We start from the raw sequence: 15,663 nt of genomic DNA, 5'->3' as shown, positions 1-15,663 counted from the left end.
CTTTTTTTTGCTTTTAGTTAGGTCTAAGTTTATTCATTTTCGCTAAAACTCATATTGTCTCGAGTGTTTTTTTGAACAGAGATTGCTCCAAACAATGCTAATAAGAAGGCAAATGCATAGAAACCTTTTTCGCTTGGTAAAATTGTCGCGTTCCATAAACCAACGGCTAAAAGAACGATTGATAAAAGAGTTCCAAACCAGCAGATTCCATAATAGATATCGGTTACAGGAAGTTTTTCAAGTCTGTCTCTAACACTTTTTTGTAGTGAAACAACAGCAAAAAGTCCAAACATTAGAACTGTAAAATAATAACCCTTTTCGTTTAGCAGCATTTCAGCTCTTGCTAGTCCAACAATATATCCAATCATTCCAGCTCCAAGAGCTACCCAAGATGCCGCTATAAAGGCATTCGATGTTTTTTGTACCATGTTTGTTTTAATTTATTAAATGTATTGGTTAGTAGCAAATGTAATTAAATTCGTATAATATATGTAAAAATGTATATAAAGATTATTCAGTTTTATCTTCATAATTGTTAAAAATAAAAAAGCCCCATAATGGAGCTTTTTATTTTTAAAGTAAGATGTATTTATTATTTAACCAACTGCTGTAAAGGTTTTAATTGTTCCATATCGATATTTGATTGTTTTAAAACAGTCATTAAAGTCATGATGTTATTTGGATTCATGTTTTTTCCTAGAACACGAACTACAGCAAAACCATTTTCTTTTCGATTAGCGAAAACAACAAACTCTTCGATGTTTTCATCCGTGCCAACATAACTTATAGAAGCGCCGTCTTTACCTGAGCCAAACGTCATTAACTGCTGATATTTTGGATCCTTTAAAATAGCTTTGACTTTTGCTCTTTCTGTTTCAAATTGAGCTTGATTTTTGTCGTTTGCTTTAAAAGCTAGAATATTCATCTTGTCAAATGACTTTAAAGCTTCATTTTGCTCGGCGGATAATTTTGCTTTTTCTAAATTTAAAATAGTAGGAGAAACATCAAGAGCAATGAAATCTTTATTGTCTGTATTTTGTACAAAATACTTTTGCAATGAAGGTTCAGAATTACAACTTACTAAAGTTAGTAATACTAAAAGGGCTGAGGTAAAAACGTTTGTTTTCATGATTATTTTTTGCCTTTAGAAGCTTTTTTTAAGTCTGAACCGCCTGGAAGCTGCATTTTGTCTGTAAGTACTGAAATTTCGTTTAAATCAAAATTTCCAGTTAAAGAAAGTAAAACAGTTTCGTCATTTTTTGCCCCGTCAACAAACATAAGTAATTCTCTAATTTGCGTATCGCTGGCACCTGATTTTACCATTATGCGTACATTTTTTCCGCTGTCGTTTACTCTCATAAGTTCTTCCAGACCTGCTGTTTTAATATATTTATCAGCAGAAGCTTTCATGTCAGCCTCGATTTTAGGATTTTTTGTTGTAAACACTTTCAAATAATCTAATTTTTTAATCAGATTAATGTATTGTTGTGTTTGTTTGTCAGTTGGGTCAGCTTTTACTTTGCTCATTAAATCGAACATTTTTTTGTTTACGATTACTGACGTAACATCGTCCTGACCATCAAATTTGTCAAAAGCGCCTTGAGCATAAAATACATTTGTTACAAAGGCGAATACTAGTGTTATGATAAGATTTTTCATTTTTGATTGAATTTAATTACTGTTTAAAAATTTTGTTTTTTGATTGTTCGTATTCGTTAATGTATTGTACGCTTTCGATACCTACATTAACATTGTTTGATAATAATGCCAAAGCTTTTTGAGTCGCTTTCAGCGCTTCTTCCGGATTATCATAGGTTCCTAATTCTGATTGTGCTGCAACTACTGGAGCTGCATTGTTTTCACTTACAAAAAAATAGGTTCCAATTCCGAGTAAAACAACAGCTGAAGCAGCAATCGATAACCACGCAACATTTCGTTTTTTAGTTTGTAGTGGGATCTCTTGTGTTGATTTTTGCTGTTTTACCTGAGAGAAATAACCAAAAAGTGGTTTGTATTGCTCCAAATGCTGCGCAACATTTGATGATGAAAAGTATTCTTTTAACTGATTTTCTTCGGCAATAGTTGTCTCTCCCTCGAAGTATTTTTCTAATATATGTTCTATTTTATCTGATTCCATAACTGTGTGTGTTAATCATTTCTTCTCTAATTTTTTTTCTTGCTCTTGAAAGTGCTACCCGAATCGCCGTTTCATTCATGTTGACAATTTTTGCAATTTCTTCAAATTCATATTGCTCGACATCTCGCAATTGAATTAGTATTTGCAATTGTTCAGGGAGCTGATTTACTATCTTTTCAACCCATTCTAAACTGTCTGAATCTTCCAGTTTTTTATCCAATTGCGGCTCACGATCGGTAAAATTATTATGAACAATTTTTAGATTTCCAGCTCTTTTTGATTTTAACTGATCAAGACAATAATTTTTAGTCATTGTCATTGCCAACGCTTCAACATTATTATAAGCACTTAAATCGTCTTTTTTATTCCATAATTTGACCAATACCTCCTGAGCAGCATCTTCTGCTTCTTCGGTGCTGGTAAGCAATCGTTTTGCCAGACGAAAAACTTTGTCTTTAAAAGGATTTACTAATTCTATAAACACATTCTGGTTCATAAATTAAAGGTTATTCGTTAGCTTATATAATCAAGACGAGACACAATTATTTTTGTTACAATGACTTTGTATTTTTTTTATAAAAAAAGAATACTACTTAAAACTAAAGATAGTATTTTTACGTTAGTATTCTATAATGATGCCGAAACCAAAATTTATGAAAACAATTCTAAGGTCAGCACTTCTCTTGTGTATGTTAGCATTTTCTTTGCAGTCTTGTGAAGATCAGGACGATGTTATGTCTCCATCTCATTTACAAGTTAATGATTTTGTATGGAGAGGACTGAATGAAGTTTATTTATGGCAGGCTGATGTGCCAAATTTAGCTGATGACCGTTTTTCCACAAAAGCAGACTTAGAGAATTATTTAGCGGGGTATCCAAGACCTGAAGATTTATTTCAGGATTTACTGAATAAACCAATTAGCAAATACCCAAATGGTAATGCAATAGATCGTTTTAGCTGGATTGTTGATGATTATACTGTTTTAGAACAGGAGCTTAACGGGATTTCAAAAAATAATGGTTTAGATTTTAAGCTTACTAGAATTGCTCAGGGATCGAATGATTTAGTAGGCTATGTTCGTTATGTTATTCCTAATTCTAATGCATCGACTAAAGATATCAAAAGAGGAGATTTGTTTACGAGTATAAACGGAACAAAACTTACGATTTCAAATTACCAATCGTTATTAAATACTGATAATTATACTTTAGATCTTGCTGATTTTAATGGAACTGCATTTGTATTGAATGGAAAAACGGTTTCCTTATCTAAGACTACTTTAGAAGAAAATCCTATTCTTATTAATAAGGTGATTGAGTCTGGAGAGCACAAAATAGGATATTTAATGTATAATGGTTTTTATGCAGGGTATGATGCCAGGTTAAATCAAGCTTTTGGGGATTTAAAAGGAAAAGGAATTACTGATTTAGTTTTGGATTTAAGATATAACGGCGGAGGTTCTGTAAGATCGTCTACACGTTTAGCCAGCATGATTACCGGACAGTTTGAAGGGAAAATATTTTCGAAAAGACAATATAATTTTAAATTGATGGCTGGAATGACAGCCGATGATTTAGAGTTGTTGAATGAAAGATTTGTAAAAAGTATTGACGGTGCCGCAATAAATAGTTTAAACTTGGCGAGAGTATTTATTATCACTACCGCAAATACAGCATCTGCAAGTGAATTGGTTATAAACGGACTAAAGCCCTATATTGAAGTTATTCAAGTTGGTGAAATTACTACAGGTAAAAATGTGGGTTCGTTTACAGTTTATGATTCTCCAACTTTAACAAAGGCAAAGGTGAATCCAAATCATAGATATGCTATGCAGCCATTGGTTTTTAAAATTGCTAATGCTGCTGATTTTGGAGATTATACACAAGGATTACCTCCAACATATGAACAACGTGAGTCTTTTAAAACATATGGTGTTTTGGGAGAAAGCAGCGAACCGCTTTTGAATCTGGCGATTTCTAAAATAACAGGAGCAACTGCCAAAAAAGTTCAAACAGAACAAGATGTTGTTTTACCTGAAATCAGTAATTCTAAAAAAATAAATGGACTTCGAAATGAAATGTATTTAGAGAATGTTCCAAAAGAATTTATGAGGACTTTAAAATAATAGAAGAAAAAAAATAGGCTTTCAGAGATGAAAGCCTATTTTTTTCCAAAAACTAATAACAAATTCTAAAAGAATTAATCATTAAAATAGAAACCATTTGGAGCAATACCAACTGTTAATTCTTTTAGTAAATTTCCGCTCAAGTTATAGATGTATGCTTTACTGTCTACTTTGTAGTTACCGCTGTCAGCCAAATAAACTTTACCATCTTTAACTGCAAAACCGTATAAGTTAGCAACTGAAGGAGCATTGAAAATTGGAGTTGAAGAAACTGCAGTTGCAGAAGCGTTTATAACATAAACTGAGCTTTTTACAGTATAATAAATTTTGTCGTCAGAAATATCTAAATATCCAGCTTTTTCTAAGCTTGCAGGAAATGGAAGTTTAGTAACAGATTTGTCTGCTAATTTTACTTTTACAATTTCGCTGCTTGCTCCACCCCAAGGTGCTCTTAAGATGTACAGGATACCATTTTCCTCTTCAATTGAATCAGCGCTTGTTCCAATTACTATTGGAGCTTCTACAGTTTTAGTAGCAATATTAACAATCAAAAGTTTGTCGCTTGCGTCTGGTTCAGTAATGTACAATTTACCATTTTCAAGAATAAGTCTGTTTGCAGTAGCATTCAATTCGATTTTTGATTCTACCTTATTTGTTGCTAAATCAATTACAGCAACATAATCGTCAGTATCACCTGTAGCTGGATTAATGTACGAGTAAGTGTTTGCATTAGTAACGTAAGCCTTTCCGTCTTTCACAACACCGTATCTTGGATTAGCAAGTCCGCTGTCGATTTTAGCGATCAATTTAAAAGTATATCTGTTTACTACATTTATAACATTTGAACCACCAGCAATGATGTAAGCTCTGTCTCCGTTAAAGAAAATGTTTTGAGCATATTTTCCAAGTAAATCTGAACCGTTTGCTGCAGTATAAGCGTCTTTTGTAAAAAGGCTAAAATTATCGCTAGAAAAAGAAACAGTTCCTTGTCCTGTACTTCCTTCATTTAAAATGAAAAATCCGTTGTCGTATTCTCCTTTTGGCTGGTCATCATCGTCATTAGAACAAGACACAAATAAGGATACACTTAGTGCTATTAAAAGTAATTTGCTAAGTTTCATAAATATTAAAATTTTAGAGTTAAATACATGTTGAAATTTCGACCCGGCATAGGTCTGTCTTCAAGACTTTCATAATTTTCGTTGAAGATATTTAATACTTGAACGCCAAGTTTAAAGGAGTCAAGAAATTTAAAATCATAATCGATTCCGATATTGGATAACGTATAATCTTTTATGATTTCGTCTGGATTGTTATCTGCTCTGGTATAAACAAATCCATTATATAAAAATTGATAATAAGCAGAGATTCTATTTCTAGAATAAGAAACGGAACCTGTAACTTTATTAAACGGAACAAAGAAAAGCTGTTTTTTTGTTTCTTCGTCTTTAGAAACAGTGTAAGCATAAGAAGCATTTGCACCAAAAATATTTTTGCCATACTGTTTTTTCCAGCTCAACAAAGTTTCGGCACCATAACTATTAACCTTATCTCTATTTTGAGGTGTCCAAATACCATTTGAACCCGGAACCCATTGCAGTAAATCTTTAATTTTGATGTAATAAAAAGTCTGTGTCAACGAAATGTTTTTAAAGGTAAAAACGTTTCCAATTTCTGCCTGATAAGAGCTTTCTGGTTTTAAATCGGGATTTCCGCCTTCTTCCCAATATAAATCATTAAAAGTTGGGATTCTGAAGTTTCGAGATAAATTCAGTTTTAAATTGTACAATTTGTTAAACTGATAAGAAGATCCAAGATTAAACAAAACAGGTGATTTGTAATTGTCTGTAAATTCTTTTCGAATCCCAAATTCATTTTTCCAGTCAGTCGAGAAATCTTGTTTTATAAGTAAAGCAGCCGAACCAATTTCTCTAGTGTTATCTCCAAAACCACTTCCGAAACCTTTTGTTCGGTTATAATCTATGATTCCATTTATCTGAGTCGACTTAAATAAAGTGTAACCTAAATCAGCTTTAGAAATAAAACTTTCCGTTTTTCCGTATGTATATTGATTTTTTGAATTATCAGCATAATACTGATAGTTTTCAAAAATATACGCCGTTTTGAAATTTGCAGTTAGTTTTCCAAAATTACCGTCGTATTCTAATAAGTTTCTATTGAAACCATTTACATACTTGCTTTTAGTTTCCGTTTCAGTAATTAAAGAAGTATTTCGATCAGTATTTGAAGTTTGAGTATATAATTTTAAGCTGTTTTTAGCATTAATTTTATATCCCAAATTAGCATTCATTGTAATAACGTCGTATTGTCCGTTTTGGTTCCAGCGCTGTTCACCTCTCCAAGTATATCGATTTAAATATTTATAATCGTTTGTCGAGCTGTTTTTAGAAAAACCAATTTGAGCGCTCCATTTTTCGTTAGAAATATTAGTTTTATAATTGATTCCAATCGTGTTGAAGCTTCCATAATCTAGTCTTAGATTATTTTCAAAAAGCTTATAAAAACTCATGTCATTATTTAAATGCACCGTTCCTCCAATTGCGCCGCTGCCGTAAATAACACTTCCTCCGCCTGCTTTTACGCTGACAGAATTATAATCGGAACCAGAAATGGTGTTGAAATCAGTACTTCCGTTCATTTGAGAATTAATATTAATTCCGTTCCAGATTACTGCAGTCTGCGAAGAAGTAGTGCCTCGAAAAGAAACTGTCGAAAGCATTCCACGTCCATATTCTTTAAAATAAAGAGTAGAATTAAAATTTAATAAATCAGTAAGTAAAGCTTCATTTTTACTTATAATGGAATCATTAAGTTTTAAAACCGATTGGGAGTTGGAGTATTTTTTTAGATTAGCATCAGAAACCAGAACCTCTTTCAGGTTGTTAATAGAATCTTTTTGCGCCAAAATACTTTGACACAACAATAAGAAAAGGCAAGCAAAACGTATTTTTAAAGTCATAATTTCTACACTCTTTTTCCCGAGAGCTCGATATTTTGTTATAAAGGCAGGTCTCCTGGCTTGCGTCTTGTTGTTTACCTTCCCATTCGCCGGGGCGAGCAGTGGTTTTGTAGTTTACAACAAGCATTCTTTTTAGAACAAAGCTTACAGTTGCGGGTACAGCTCAAGAATTTTTACTTGATTCCCTTTTAATGTGTTAGAATAAAAACACAACCTTAATTTGCTGCAAATATAAAGTTAAAAATAATGATAATTCAAATTTGTTTTAGTTTTCGGGGTAAACTGCAAACAAAAGGACTTTAAAATTCGATTTTTATAACCTCTCCAAAGTCAACTTTGTTTTGAAAAGCATCCTTTAGCGGTAGTGAAGTCTGGTGGCATAAGATACTTCTAATTACACCGGCATGTGCCGTAATAATAATTGGAGAATTTATTTTTTTTGATGTAAGTGTGGCTATAAAATCTCCAACTCTTTCGTGTAATGCTGTAAATGACTCACCATTTTGAGCTTTAACGTTTACAAAATCTTCCATCCAGGGATTTAGTTGTTTTGGTGGAATTTCATTCCAGTTTTTCAATTCCCAATCCCCAAAATTCATTTCCATTAAACGCACGTCTTCTTGATATGAAATGGCGTTGATTTTTGTTTGAATGTATTTTGCTAAAGTAACACAGCGTTTTAATGGACTTGTAAAAATCACAGCTTCTGAGGGTAATTTTGAAACAATGTTTTCGAATATTGTTTCAAAAGGTGCTGCAATATCTACATCAGATTGCCCGTAGCAGATTCCTTTTTCGCAGACCGTTTCTGTATGACGAACTAAATAAATTTCCATATCAAAAGAAAGCTTAAGTAATAAACAACTTCACAAACTTGCTGCGTTGCGCCAAGACAGTCCCCCGTATAGCCGTCTATCCATTTTTGGAAATATTTCGCAAGGAAATAACGCATAATAAAAACAGGAATTAAGGCAAGCAGAAATTTAAAGTTGAAATAGGAGAGTATCAATAAAGGAAGCAATCCGAAGAAAAAAGACCCGAAAATTTCTTTCCAGCTATGATTTTTTGCAATTGGTTTACTTTTGCTTGAAGCATCGTCTCGAGAATATTCATGCGTGAAAATAATACTAATCGCGGCCAAACGACTTACAGAATGAGCGGAAATAAACAACAGAAAAACTAATAAATAAGAATTGCTGTTTGTAAAAAGTGAAATTGATTCCGTCAGTAATTTATATTTTGCTAGAAAAAGCAAAACCAAGCCAATTGCTCCGTAAGCTCCAATTGCGCTGTCTTTCATAATCATTAGGATTTTTTCTTTAGTCCATCCTCCGCCAAATCCATCGCAGACATCAGCAAATCCATCTTCGTGAAAAGCTCCAGTTGTCAGTACAGAAGTTATGATGGCAAAAATAACTGCCGTTTCTGTTGATAGGAAAAGAGAAAAAATATAGAAAGCAGTAAATGAAATTGTTCCTACAATCCAACCGATAAATGGAAAATATCGAGTTGCTTTATTTAAATAATCTGGATCATGATTGATGTTTTTTGGACAAGGAATTCTAGTATAAAACATTAAACAGGTAAAGAAAATATGTAATTCTTTTTTCATTTAGATTGTAGATTTTTGGCTAAAGCCCATTTAGACTGCAAATATATACCAACATCTAAAGATGTTGGCTATTCAAATTTATATTGAGAGTATTTTGTATCGTTGAGTTTAACCAGTCCATTTGAATAGCCTCCAGATTTATCTGGGGGTAAAAAATTAAAGTTACAAGGGCTTTAGCCAAACGCTATTTACTTATTGCTTTTTGAAATCCAAATTTCATCATCATTTCATCATATTCTTCTTGAAATGTTTTCTTTTTGTGATGCTCTTCTTGATTTTTAATGTAATCTCTCACTTTATCAACAATAGACTCTGATACCGAAACTGCAAAATATTCGTCTTGCCATTCAAATTTACAGCTCGTTAATTGGTTTTTATTAATCCAATATGAAGATTCGCCTTTTAATAATTGTATTGTTTTCTGAATTGTTTGATCATTTCCTAATGAAATTAGGCAGTGACAATGATCTGAATATCCGCTAATAAAGTCAAGATATATTTCTTTTTTTAATGCATTCTCTTTTATGTGCTGCCAGATTTTTTGGCGTAGATCAACTGAGTTTAAAAAAGGAAACCTATTTTTAGTACTCCAAACACAATGAACATAAATTTTAGTAAAAGGCATGTATGATTTTTTAAATAATTTCAATCTGTAACTCAAAGATATAAACTATGATTTAAAATTGAAAGCTATTTCTTACGATTTATTGCTGATCCCTGCACTTTCAAAACTAGCCATTTCATTTAAAAATGCTTCCGCCGATTTTAAAATCGGAAAAGCAACAGCGCAGCCGGTTCCTTCGCCCAAGCGCAAATCTAGATTTAAAATAGGTTTTGCATTAAGGTAATCTAGTAATTTTATATGTGCTTTTTCGGCAGAGCAGTGGCAGAAAACAGCATTGTGTTTGATGTCAGGATTTATTTTTGAAGCTATTAAAAAAGCCATGCTGCAAATAAAGCCATCAACCAGAATAAGCATTTTGTTTTTATAAGCAGCGAGCATTCCGCCGGCAATTTGTAAAATTTCAAAACCGCCAAAATAAGCCAGCTGCTGTTTTAAATCGGCTTGACCAGAATAATTTTGAATGGCGCTTTTGAGCAAATTTTGTTTTTGAATTAGCTTTTCGTCTTCAACACCAGTTCCTTTTCCAACACAATCTTCAATTGGTAAATTAGTTAAAAGGCTCATTAATACAGATGCAGTCGAAGTGTTTCCAATTCCCATTTCACCAAAACCTATACAATTTGTACCTGTTTTGGCAATCGTATCAACAATCGATTTTCCTTTTTCAAGACACAATTGTAGTTCGGTTTCACTCATCGCTGGAACATGAAGAAAAGATTGAGTTCCTTTTGTAATTTTAGCATTTATCAATTTAGCATTTGTGGGAAAATCATAATTTACACCTGAATCTACAATAGACAAATCAATATTATTTTGACTGCAGAAAACATTGATTGCGGCTCCGCCTTCCAGAAAATTAGTAACCATTTGGCGAGTAACATCTTGCGGATAAGCGCTGACACCATGATTTGCAATGCCGTGATCAGCTGCAAAAACCACTATAGCAGGATTTGTTATTTTTGGATTTAAGGTTTCATAAACAGTTGCCATTTGAAAAGCTAAGGTTTCTAAAGTTCCTAAAGCGCCAATAGGTTTTGTTTTTGAATCTATTTTATCTTGAAGAAGTGAGCTGAAATCCTTGTTAATCTCAGTATCACTTTGTTGTTTTAAATCTAAATCAATAAAATTTGATTTCTGTATTTTATCGATTTCAGTACAAAACGGGGTTTCAGATTTTTGTTTCCAATGTAATTGCTGCAACATTGGCTGATTGTTATAATTTGTTGCTGGTTTGCCGATACAGAAATACCCAAGCGGTTCTATATTCTCTGGTAAATCAAGGATTTTTTTAAATTGATAATAATTGATAATTGAAACCCAGCCCATTCCATAGCCTTGTTCAGTAAGTGAAAGCCAAATGTTCTGGGCAGCACAAACTGAGCTGAATTTTACAGCTTCGTTACTTCCAATTGTTCCAATCGTAAATTGATTAAGAACAGAACGATCATAAGCAATAATAAGTCCTAAAGGAGCTTCTTCAATTGCTTCTAGTTTTAAGGATCTGTAAAGTTCTTTTTGCTCAGGATTATCAGTTAGTTCTTCGGCTTTTTTGTTATAATCTAAAAAAAGTTCTTTTATTGCGGTTTTAACTTCTTTAGATTTAATGATATAATATCTTGTTGCATCAGTCAGCCCAACAGAAGGCGCCCAATGTCCAGCTTGCAAAGCTTTCTGAATTACTTCATCGGGAACTTCGTCTGTCGTAAAATGCCTTGTGTCACGACGTGATTTTAAAATATCATCTAAATAACTCATTTTCTAATTCCAATTTTTTAACTCCAAATTTCAATGCAACTGAAATTTGAATATGTAAGTAAAGGTAGGGCATAGTGTTGGAATTTGGAATTTTAATTTTAGAATTTCCTTTTAAAGAATAGAATTTTATCCTTTGATTTTGACAGGAATCCCAGAAACCATTAAAACAACTTCATCAGCTTTTGATGCCAAAAATTGATTCATCCAGCCTTGCAGTTCAGTAAACTTTCGTCCAATTTCGGTAGAAGCATGAACGCCCATTCCAATCTCGTTTGTAACAATAATAAGTGATGTGTTTTTTTGTTCGGCCAACAAAAGAAACTCTTTTTTAGCTTCTTCTAAACTTAAATTGACATCATTTTTATGATCTACAAAAAAATTGGTCAACCAAAGTGTTACGCAGTCGATTAGAGCAACTTTGCCCGAAAAATCAATTTTACTTAAGTATTTTTCTTCTTCAATATTAGTCCAACGTTCGTCACGATCTTTTTGATGACGGTCTATCCGATTTTGAAAATCGGAATCCCATTTTCGAGCTGTAGCCACATAAATAGGATTGTTTGTAAGTTGTAAAGCCAGAGATTGGGCATATCCGCTTTTTCCTGAGCGTTCGCCGCCGGTTATCAAGTAAATCATTTTTTGTTAGTTTGGAGTTATGTGTTGTGAGTTATGGCTATAAGTTACTTAGCGATTCATAATTCAAAACTTTTAATAAGGGCAATGTCTGCAGTCGTTTCCGCAACAGCTTCCTCTTTTGAGATGAAACCAAGACTTGAAAACATAATTGCCATTTTCAATATAATAATCGATGCCTTCAATTAAGTTTTCTGTTTTAGGAAGGGTTGCGGCTTTATTTTTAAGTGCTTTTTCGGGAGTCAATGTTTCTATGTAAGCGTCGATTTTGTCTTCGCAAGCTTCTTTAAAACAAACTGGGCATAAACAATCGCCTCCTTCAGAAAGATTAAAAATAGGCGGAAAATCATTGCACCAGCATTTGTTTTCAACCGAAATATCTCCACAGCTGAATTGAGTTTCACAGCTCGAGCAAACTTTTGTTTTTGTGGTATTCATAGTGTAAAGATACAGTTTGTTGAATTTTGTAGGAATAAAAATAAACAAAAAAAATAGAAAATGGTTTACCTTTGTCCCTATCCAAAACGTAAAACATGAAATATTTATTCCCTAAGTTAATTTTTATTTTCTCTTTTTTTATTCTAACAGGATGTAAGAAGACTGAAACAGTTGAGATTGCAAAATCTGAAAGTGCAAAAAAATAGTATTGAGTTTGCTTCAGGTCTTTCGATTGTTAAATATGATGGATATTCGGTTGTTACGGTTATGGAACCGTGGCCTAACGCTAATAAAAATTTCAAATACATTTTAAAAGAAAAAGATGCAAAGGTTCCAGATAGTTTGGCAACTTACACAACTATAAAAGTGCCCTTAGAGTCCATTGTGGTTACTTCAACTACTAATGTACCATTTTTAGAAATGCTTGAAGTCGAAAATAAACTGGTTGGTTTTCCACACACAGATTATGTTTCATCAGAAAAAACAAGAGCCTTAATTGATAAAGGTTCGGTAAAAAATGTAGGTCAGAATGAAAAATTAAATATTGAACAATTAATCGAATTAGCACCGGATTTGATCGTAACGTTTGGGGTAGACAACAATAATCCGATGTTAGATAATTTAAAGAAAAGCGGTCTAAATGTTTTTATTCAAGCAGATTGGATGGAACAGTCTCCACTTGGAAAAGCAGAATGGATTAAGTTGTACGGAGCTTTATTTGGTAAAGAAGAAAAAGCCAAAGAATTGTTTGATAAAATTGTAGAGAGCTATAATCAAGCTAAAAAATTGGTGGCAGATAAACCTGCATCTTCAACAGTTTTATATGGTTCGATGTACGAGGATGTTTGGTATGTGGCCAAAGGAAACAGCTGGGTTGCTCAATTTATGAAAGATGCTCATGCCAATTATTTATGGTCAGATCTAAAAGGAACCGGAAGCGAAGGTTTGTCTTTTGAAAAGATATTAGTAAAAGCTAAAAGGGCTGATTTTTGGATAGCTTCAGGATCTTTTAAAAGCTTAGATGAAATAGCAAAAACAAATCCGCATTACAGTCAGTTTGATGCTTTTAAAAATAAAAATGTGTACACATTTGAAGGTAAATTTGGAGCAACAGGAGGTACTGTTTATTATGAATTGGCTCCAAGTCGTCCAGATTTAGTCTTAAAAGACTATATCAAAATTTTTCATCCTGATTTATTGCCAAGTTACGAGTTTACTTTTGCATCTAAATTAAACTAAGATCAATTGATAAATAAAACGCGAAATATAACTCTGTTTTCCATACTTGGTTTAGCACTTTTGTTTATGTTTTTCCTTGACATTAGTTTAGGATCTGTTACAATTCCGTTCAAAGAAGTCTGCAGCAGTTTAACAGGAGGACAGGCAAGTAAATCAACTTGGGAATATATTATTATCAATTACCGTCTGCCAAAAGCAATTACAGCTATTTTGGTTGGAGTAGGTTTGTCTATAAGCGGTTTACTGATGCAGACATTATTTCGGAATCCATTAGCAGGACCGGATGTATTAGGATTGAGTTCTGGAGCAATTTTGGCAGTAGCAATTGTAATTTTGGGAGCTGGGATATTACCAACTTTTTTAAGCTCAGTTTTATTGTCTCCATATGGAATTGTACTAGCATCAACTTTAGGTAGTATTTCTGTTTTGCTTTTAGTTTTGCTGGTTGCACAAAGATTGCGAAATACAATGGCGATTTTAATTGTTGGACTTATGTTTGCCAGTTTTACAAGTGCCATTGTTGGGGTTTTAACCTATTTTAGTTCAGCTGAACAATTGCAGAAGTTTACCTTTTGGTCTTTAGGAAGTCTCGGAAATCTTTCTTGGACATCGATCGTTATTCTGGCGGTTTGTATAAGTTTTGGTTTACTCTTAAGTGCAGGCAGTATTAAGCCTTTAAATGCCTTGCTTTTAGGAGAGAATTATGCTAAAAGTATGGGTTTAAATTATAAGAGAGCACGATTAATAATTATTCTTGCAACAAGTATTTTAGCAGGAAGTGTTACTGCTTTTGCAGGACCTATTGCCTTTATAGGTTTGGCTGTTCCGCATATTGCAAAACTGACATTTCAAACTAGTAATCATACTGTTTTATATTGGAGTACGTTTTTTTTTGGCGGCATAATTATGCTGTTTTGCGACATGGCATCGCAGATGCCGGGATTAGAGGTAACATTACCGATTAATGCAATTACCTCAATTATTGGTGCGCCGGTTGTAATTTGGCTGCTAATGCGAAAAAGAAATTTTCAGTAAATTGTATTAGCCACAGATTATATGGATTAAAAGGATTATCTCCTGCTATTAAAATAAATTAATCTTTAGACAAAGAAAAAACTTAGATACTTAGAACCTTAGCAACTCAGAACCTTAAAATAGATGAAATCAATTTTAAATACATCAAATTTAAGTATTGGATATAAGACCAAGAAGACAGCTGTGACTATTGCTGAAAATTTAAATTTGAATTTAACTTCTGGGAAACTCATTTCGTTGATTGGTGCTAACGGAATTGGGAAATCGACTTTGCTGCGAACTATTACAGGTATTCAGCAGCCTTTGTCAGGAACAGTTTTTTTGAATGATAAGAATATCAATACCTATAAGCCGTTAGACTTAGCTCAAAATCTAAGTTTGGTTTTAACCGAAAAACTGCCGCCAAGTAATCTTACTGTTTTTGAATTGGTTGCATTAGGCCGACAACCGTATACTAATTGGGTTGATTCTTTAACTCAAACGGATATTGAAAAGGTTCAAGAAGCAATGGCGTTGACACAAATCGAACATTTGGCTCAAAAAAAACACTTTGAAATAAGCGATGGTCAATTGCAAAAGGTTTTAATAGCCAGGGCTTTGGCTCAAGATACGGCACTGATTATTTTAGATGAACCTACAACACATCTTGATTTATTGCACAAAGTTTCTTTATTTAAATTGCTGAAAAAACTAACGCAGGAAACTCAAAAATGCATTTTATTTTCGACTCACGATATTGATTTGGCAATTCAATTAAGTGACGAAATGATTATTATGACTCCAGAAAGTGTTGTTCAAGATGAACCTTGTAATTTAATTTCAAACGGAAACTTTGCCACTTTGTTTAAAGATGAACATATTGTTTTTGATGCCGAAAAAGGGAAGTTTATTGTGACTTAGAGATATTTTTAGAAGTTTTGTTGTACGAAATTCAAGCCCCAGAGGGACGTTATATTTATAGAAATATTAATCACATTTAGTAGAACGAGCCCCATAGGGGCGAAATATATCGCTCCGCTGGAGCTTCCATGATGGTTTAATTTTAGGTTATAAATATTACGCTCCTCTGGAGCTTATGATGAA

17 protein-coding genes and 1 riboswitch are annotated in these 15,663 nt (G+C 33.1%); of the genes, 4 read left to right on the top strand and 13 right to left on the bottom strand.

The annotated features are described in order from the left end of the window. Nucleotides 1-29: 29 nt before the first annotated feature. The 5 genes from yiaA to BOW57_RS18370 all read right to left on the bottom strand — a co-directional run bounded on the left by yiaA (nucleotide 30) and on the right by BOW57_RS18370 (nucleotide 2,633). Entirely contained in the window at nucleotides 30-428 is a 399-nt protein-coding gene (gene yiaA / locus BOW57_RS18390; RefSeq protein WP_089054169.1) for an inner membrane protein YiaA, read from the bottom strand. A 164-nt stretch (nucleotides 429-592) separates the two neighbouring features. Then, a complete protein-coding gene (locus BOW57_RS18385; protein WP_129056374.1) occupies nucleotides 593-1,129 on the bottom strand; it encodes a DUF4252 domain-containing protein in 537 nt (178 codons plus the stop codon). A 2-nt stretch (nucleotides 1,130-1,131) separates the two neighbouring features. Further along, nucleotides 1,132-1,659: a DUF4252 domain-containing protein gene (locus BOW57_RS18380; protein WP_129056372.1), complete on the bottom strand. Its 528-nt coding sequence runs from the start codon at nucleotides 1,657-1,659 to the stop codon at nucleotides 1,132-1,134. 16 nt (nucleotides 1,660-1,675) lie between these two features. Then, complete coding sequence (locus BOW57_RS18375) at nucleotides 1,676-2,137, bottom strand: hypothetical protein (RefSeq protein WP_089054172.1); 462 nt, start codon at nucleotides 2,135-2,137, stop codon at nucleotides 1,676-1,678. Next, on the bottom strand, nucleotides 2,124-2,633 hold the full coding sequence (locus BOW57_RS18370; RefSeq protein WP_129023548.1) for an RNA polymerase sigma factor: 510 nt from the start codon (nucleotides 2,631-2,633) through the stop codon (nucleotides 2,124-2,126). The genes BOW57_RS18375 and BOW57_RS18370 overlap by 14 nt, the downstream gene beginning before the upstream one ends. A gap of 157 nt (nucleotides 2,634-2,790) precedes the next feature. On the opposite strand from BOW57_RS18370, the gene BOW57_RS18365 reads away from it, so the two are divergent. After that, on the top strand, nucleotides 2,791-4,263 hold the full coding sequence (locus tag BOW57_RS18365; RefSeq protein ID WP_129056370.1) for a S41 family peptidase: 1,473 nt from the start codon (nucleotides 2,791-2,793) through the stop codon (nucleotides 4,261-4,263). A 74-nt stretch (nucleotides 4,264-4,337) separates the two neighbouring features. On the opposite strand, the gene BOW57_RS18360 is transcribed toward BOW57_RS18365, so the two are convergent. From BOW57_RS18360 to BOW57_RS18325, 8 genes are all read right to left on the bottom strand, one after another. Beyond that, nucleotides 4,338-5,384: a YncE family protein gene (locus BOW57_RS18360; protein ID WP_129056368.1), complete on the bottom strand. Its 1,047-nt coding sequence runs from the start codon at nucleotides 5,382-5,384 to the stop codon at nucleotides 4,338-4,340. A gap of 5 nt (nucleotides 5,385-5,389) precedes the next feature. Beyond that, nucleotides 5,390-7,243, bottom strand: a complete 1,854-nt coding sequence (locus tag BOW57_RS18355; protein WP_129056366.1) for a TonB-dependent siderophore receptor — start codon at nucleotides 7,241-7,243, stop codon at nucleotides 5,390-5,392. Between the two features lie 27 nt (nucleotides 7,244-7,270). Continuing rightward, nucleotides 7,271-7,476: riboswitch (cobalamin riboswitch) on the bottom strand. Nucleotides 7,477-7,542: 66 nt separating this feature from the next. Continuing rightward, entirely contained in the window at nucleotides 7,543-8,079 is a 537-nt protein-coding gene (cobC, locus tag BOW57_RS18350; protein ID WP_129056364.1) for an alpha-ribazole phosphatase, read from the bottom strand. Continuing rightward, on the bottom strand, nucleotides 8,064-8,855 hold the full coding sequence (locus tag BOW57_RS18345; protein WP_129056362.1) for an adenosylcobinamide-GDP ribazoletransferase: 792 nt from the start codon (nucleotides 8,853-8,855) through the stop codon (nucleotides 8,064-8,066). Before BOW57_RS18345 ends, cobC begins: the two co-directional genes overlap by 16 nt. Nucleotides 8,856-9,039: 184 nt before the next feature. After that, on the bottom strand, nucleotides 9,040-9,480 hold the full coding sequence (locus tag BOW57_RS18340; RefSeq protein WP_129056360.1) for a transposase: 441 nt from the start codon (nucleotides 9,478-9,480) through the stop codon (nucleotides 9,040-9,042). A 72-nt stretch (nucleotides 9,481-9,552) separates the two neighbouring features. Continuing rightward, the gene (gene cobT / locus BOW57_RS18335) at nucleotides 9,553-11,235 is read right to left on the bottom strand and encodes a nicotinate-nucleotide--dimethylbenzimidazole phosphoribosyltransferase (RefSeq protein ID WP_129056358.1); all 1,683 of its coding nucleotides are present in this window, start codon (nucleotides 11,233-11,235) and stop codon (nucleotides 9,553-9,555) included. 126 nt (nucleotides 11,236-11,361) lie between these two features. Further along, nucleotides 11,362-11,871, bottom strand: a complete 510-nt coding sequence (gene cobU / locus BOW57_RS18330; protein WP_129056356.1) for a bifunctional adenosylcobinamide kinase/adenosylcobinamide-phosphate guanylyltransferase — start codon at nucleotides 11,869-11,871, stop codon at nucleotides 11,362-11,364. Nucleotides 11,872-11,943: 72 nt separating this feature from the next. Continuing rightward, nucleotides 11,944-12,306 (bottom strand): DUF5522 domain-containing protein, encoded by a 363-nt coding sequence (locus BOW57_RS18325; protein ID WP_129056354.1) that lies wholly within the window; start codon nucleotides 12,304-12,306, stop codon nucleotides 11,944-11,946. Nucleotides 12,307-12,498: 192 nt separating this feature from the next. Between BOW57_RS18325 and BOW57_RS18320 the strand changes: the two genes are divergently transcribed. The 3 genes from BOW57_RS18320 to BOW57_RS18310 all read left to right on the top strand — a co-directional run bounded on the left by BOW57_RS18320 (nucleotide 12,499) and on the right by BOW57_RS18310 (nucleotide 15,480). After that, the gene (locus BOW57_RS18320) at nucleotides 12,499-13,545 is read left to right on the top strand and encodes an ABC transporter substrate-binding protein (RefSeq protein ID WP_241687474.1); all 1,047 of its coding nucleotides are present in this window, start codon (nucleotides 12,499-12,501) and stop codon (nucleotides 13,543-13,545) included. Between the two features lie 66 nt (nucleotides 13,546-13,611). Further along, nucleotides 13,612-14,580: an iron ABC transporter permease gene (locus BOW57_RS18315; protein ID WP_129056378.1), complete on the top strand. Its 969-nt coding sequence runs from the start codon at nucleotides 13,612-13,614 to the stop codon at nucleotides 14,578-14,580. 123 nt (nucleotides 14,581-14,703) lie between these two features. Continuing rightward, the gene (locus BOW57_RS18310) at nucleotides 14,704-15,480 is read left to right on the top strand and encodes an ABC transporter ATP-binding protein (protein ID WP_129056352.1); all 777 of its coding nucleotides are present in this window, start codon (nucleotides 14,704-14,706) and stop codon (nucleotides 15,478-15,480) included. The last annotated feature ends 183 nt before the right edge of the window (nucleotides 15,481-15,663 follow it).

It is taken from the genome of Flavobacterium sp. YO64, from assembly GCF_004119505.1.
Classification (GTDB): Bacteria; Bacteroidota; Bacteroidia; order Flavobacteriales; family Flavobacteriaceae; genus Flavobacterium; species Flavobacterium oncorhynchi.
This window is presented reverse-complemented; position numbering and strand designations above follow the sequence as displayed.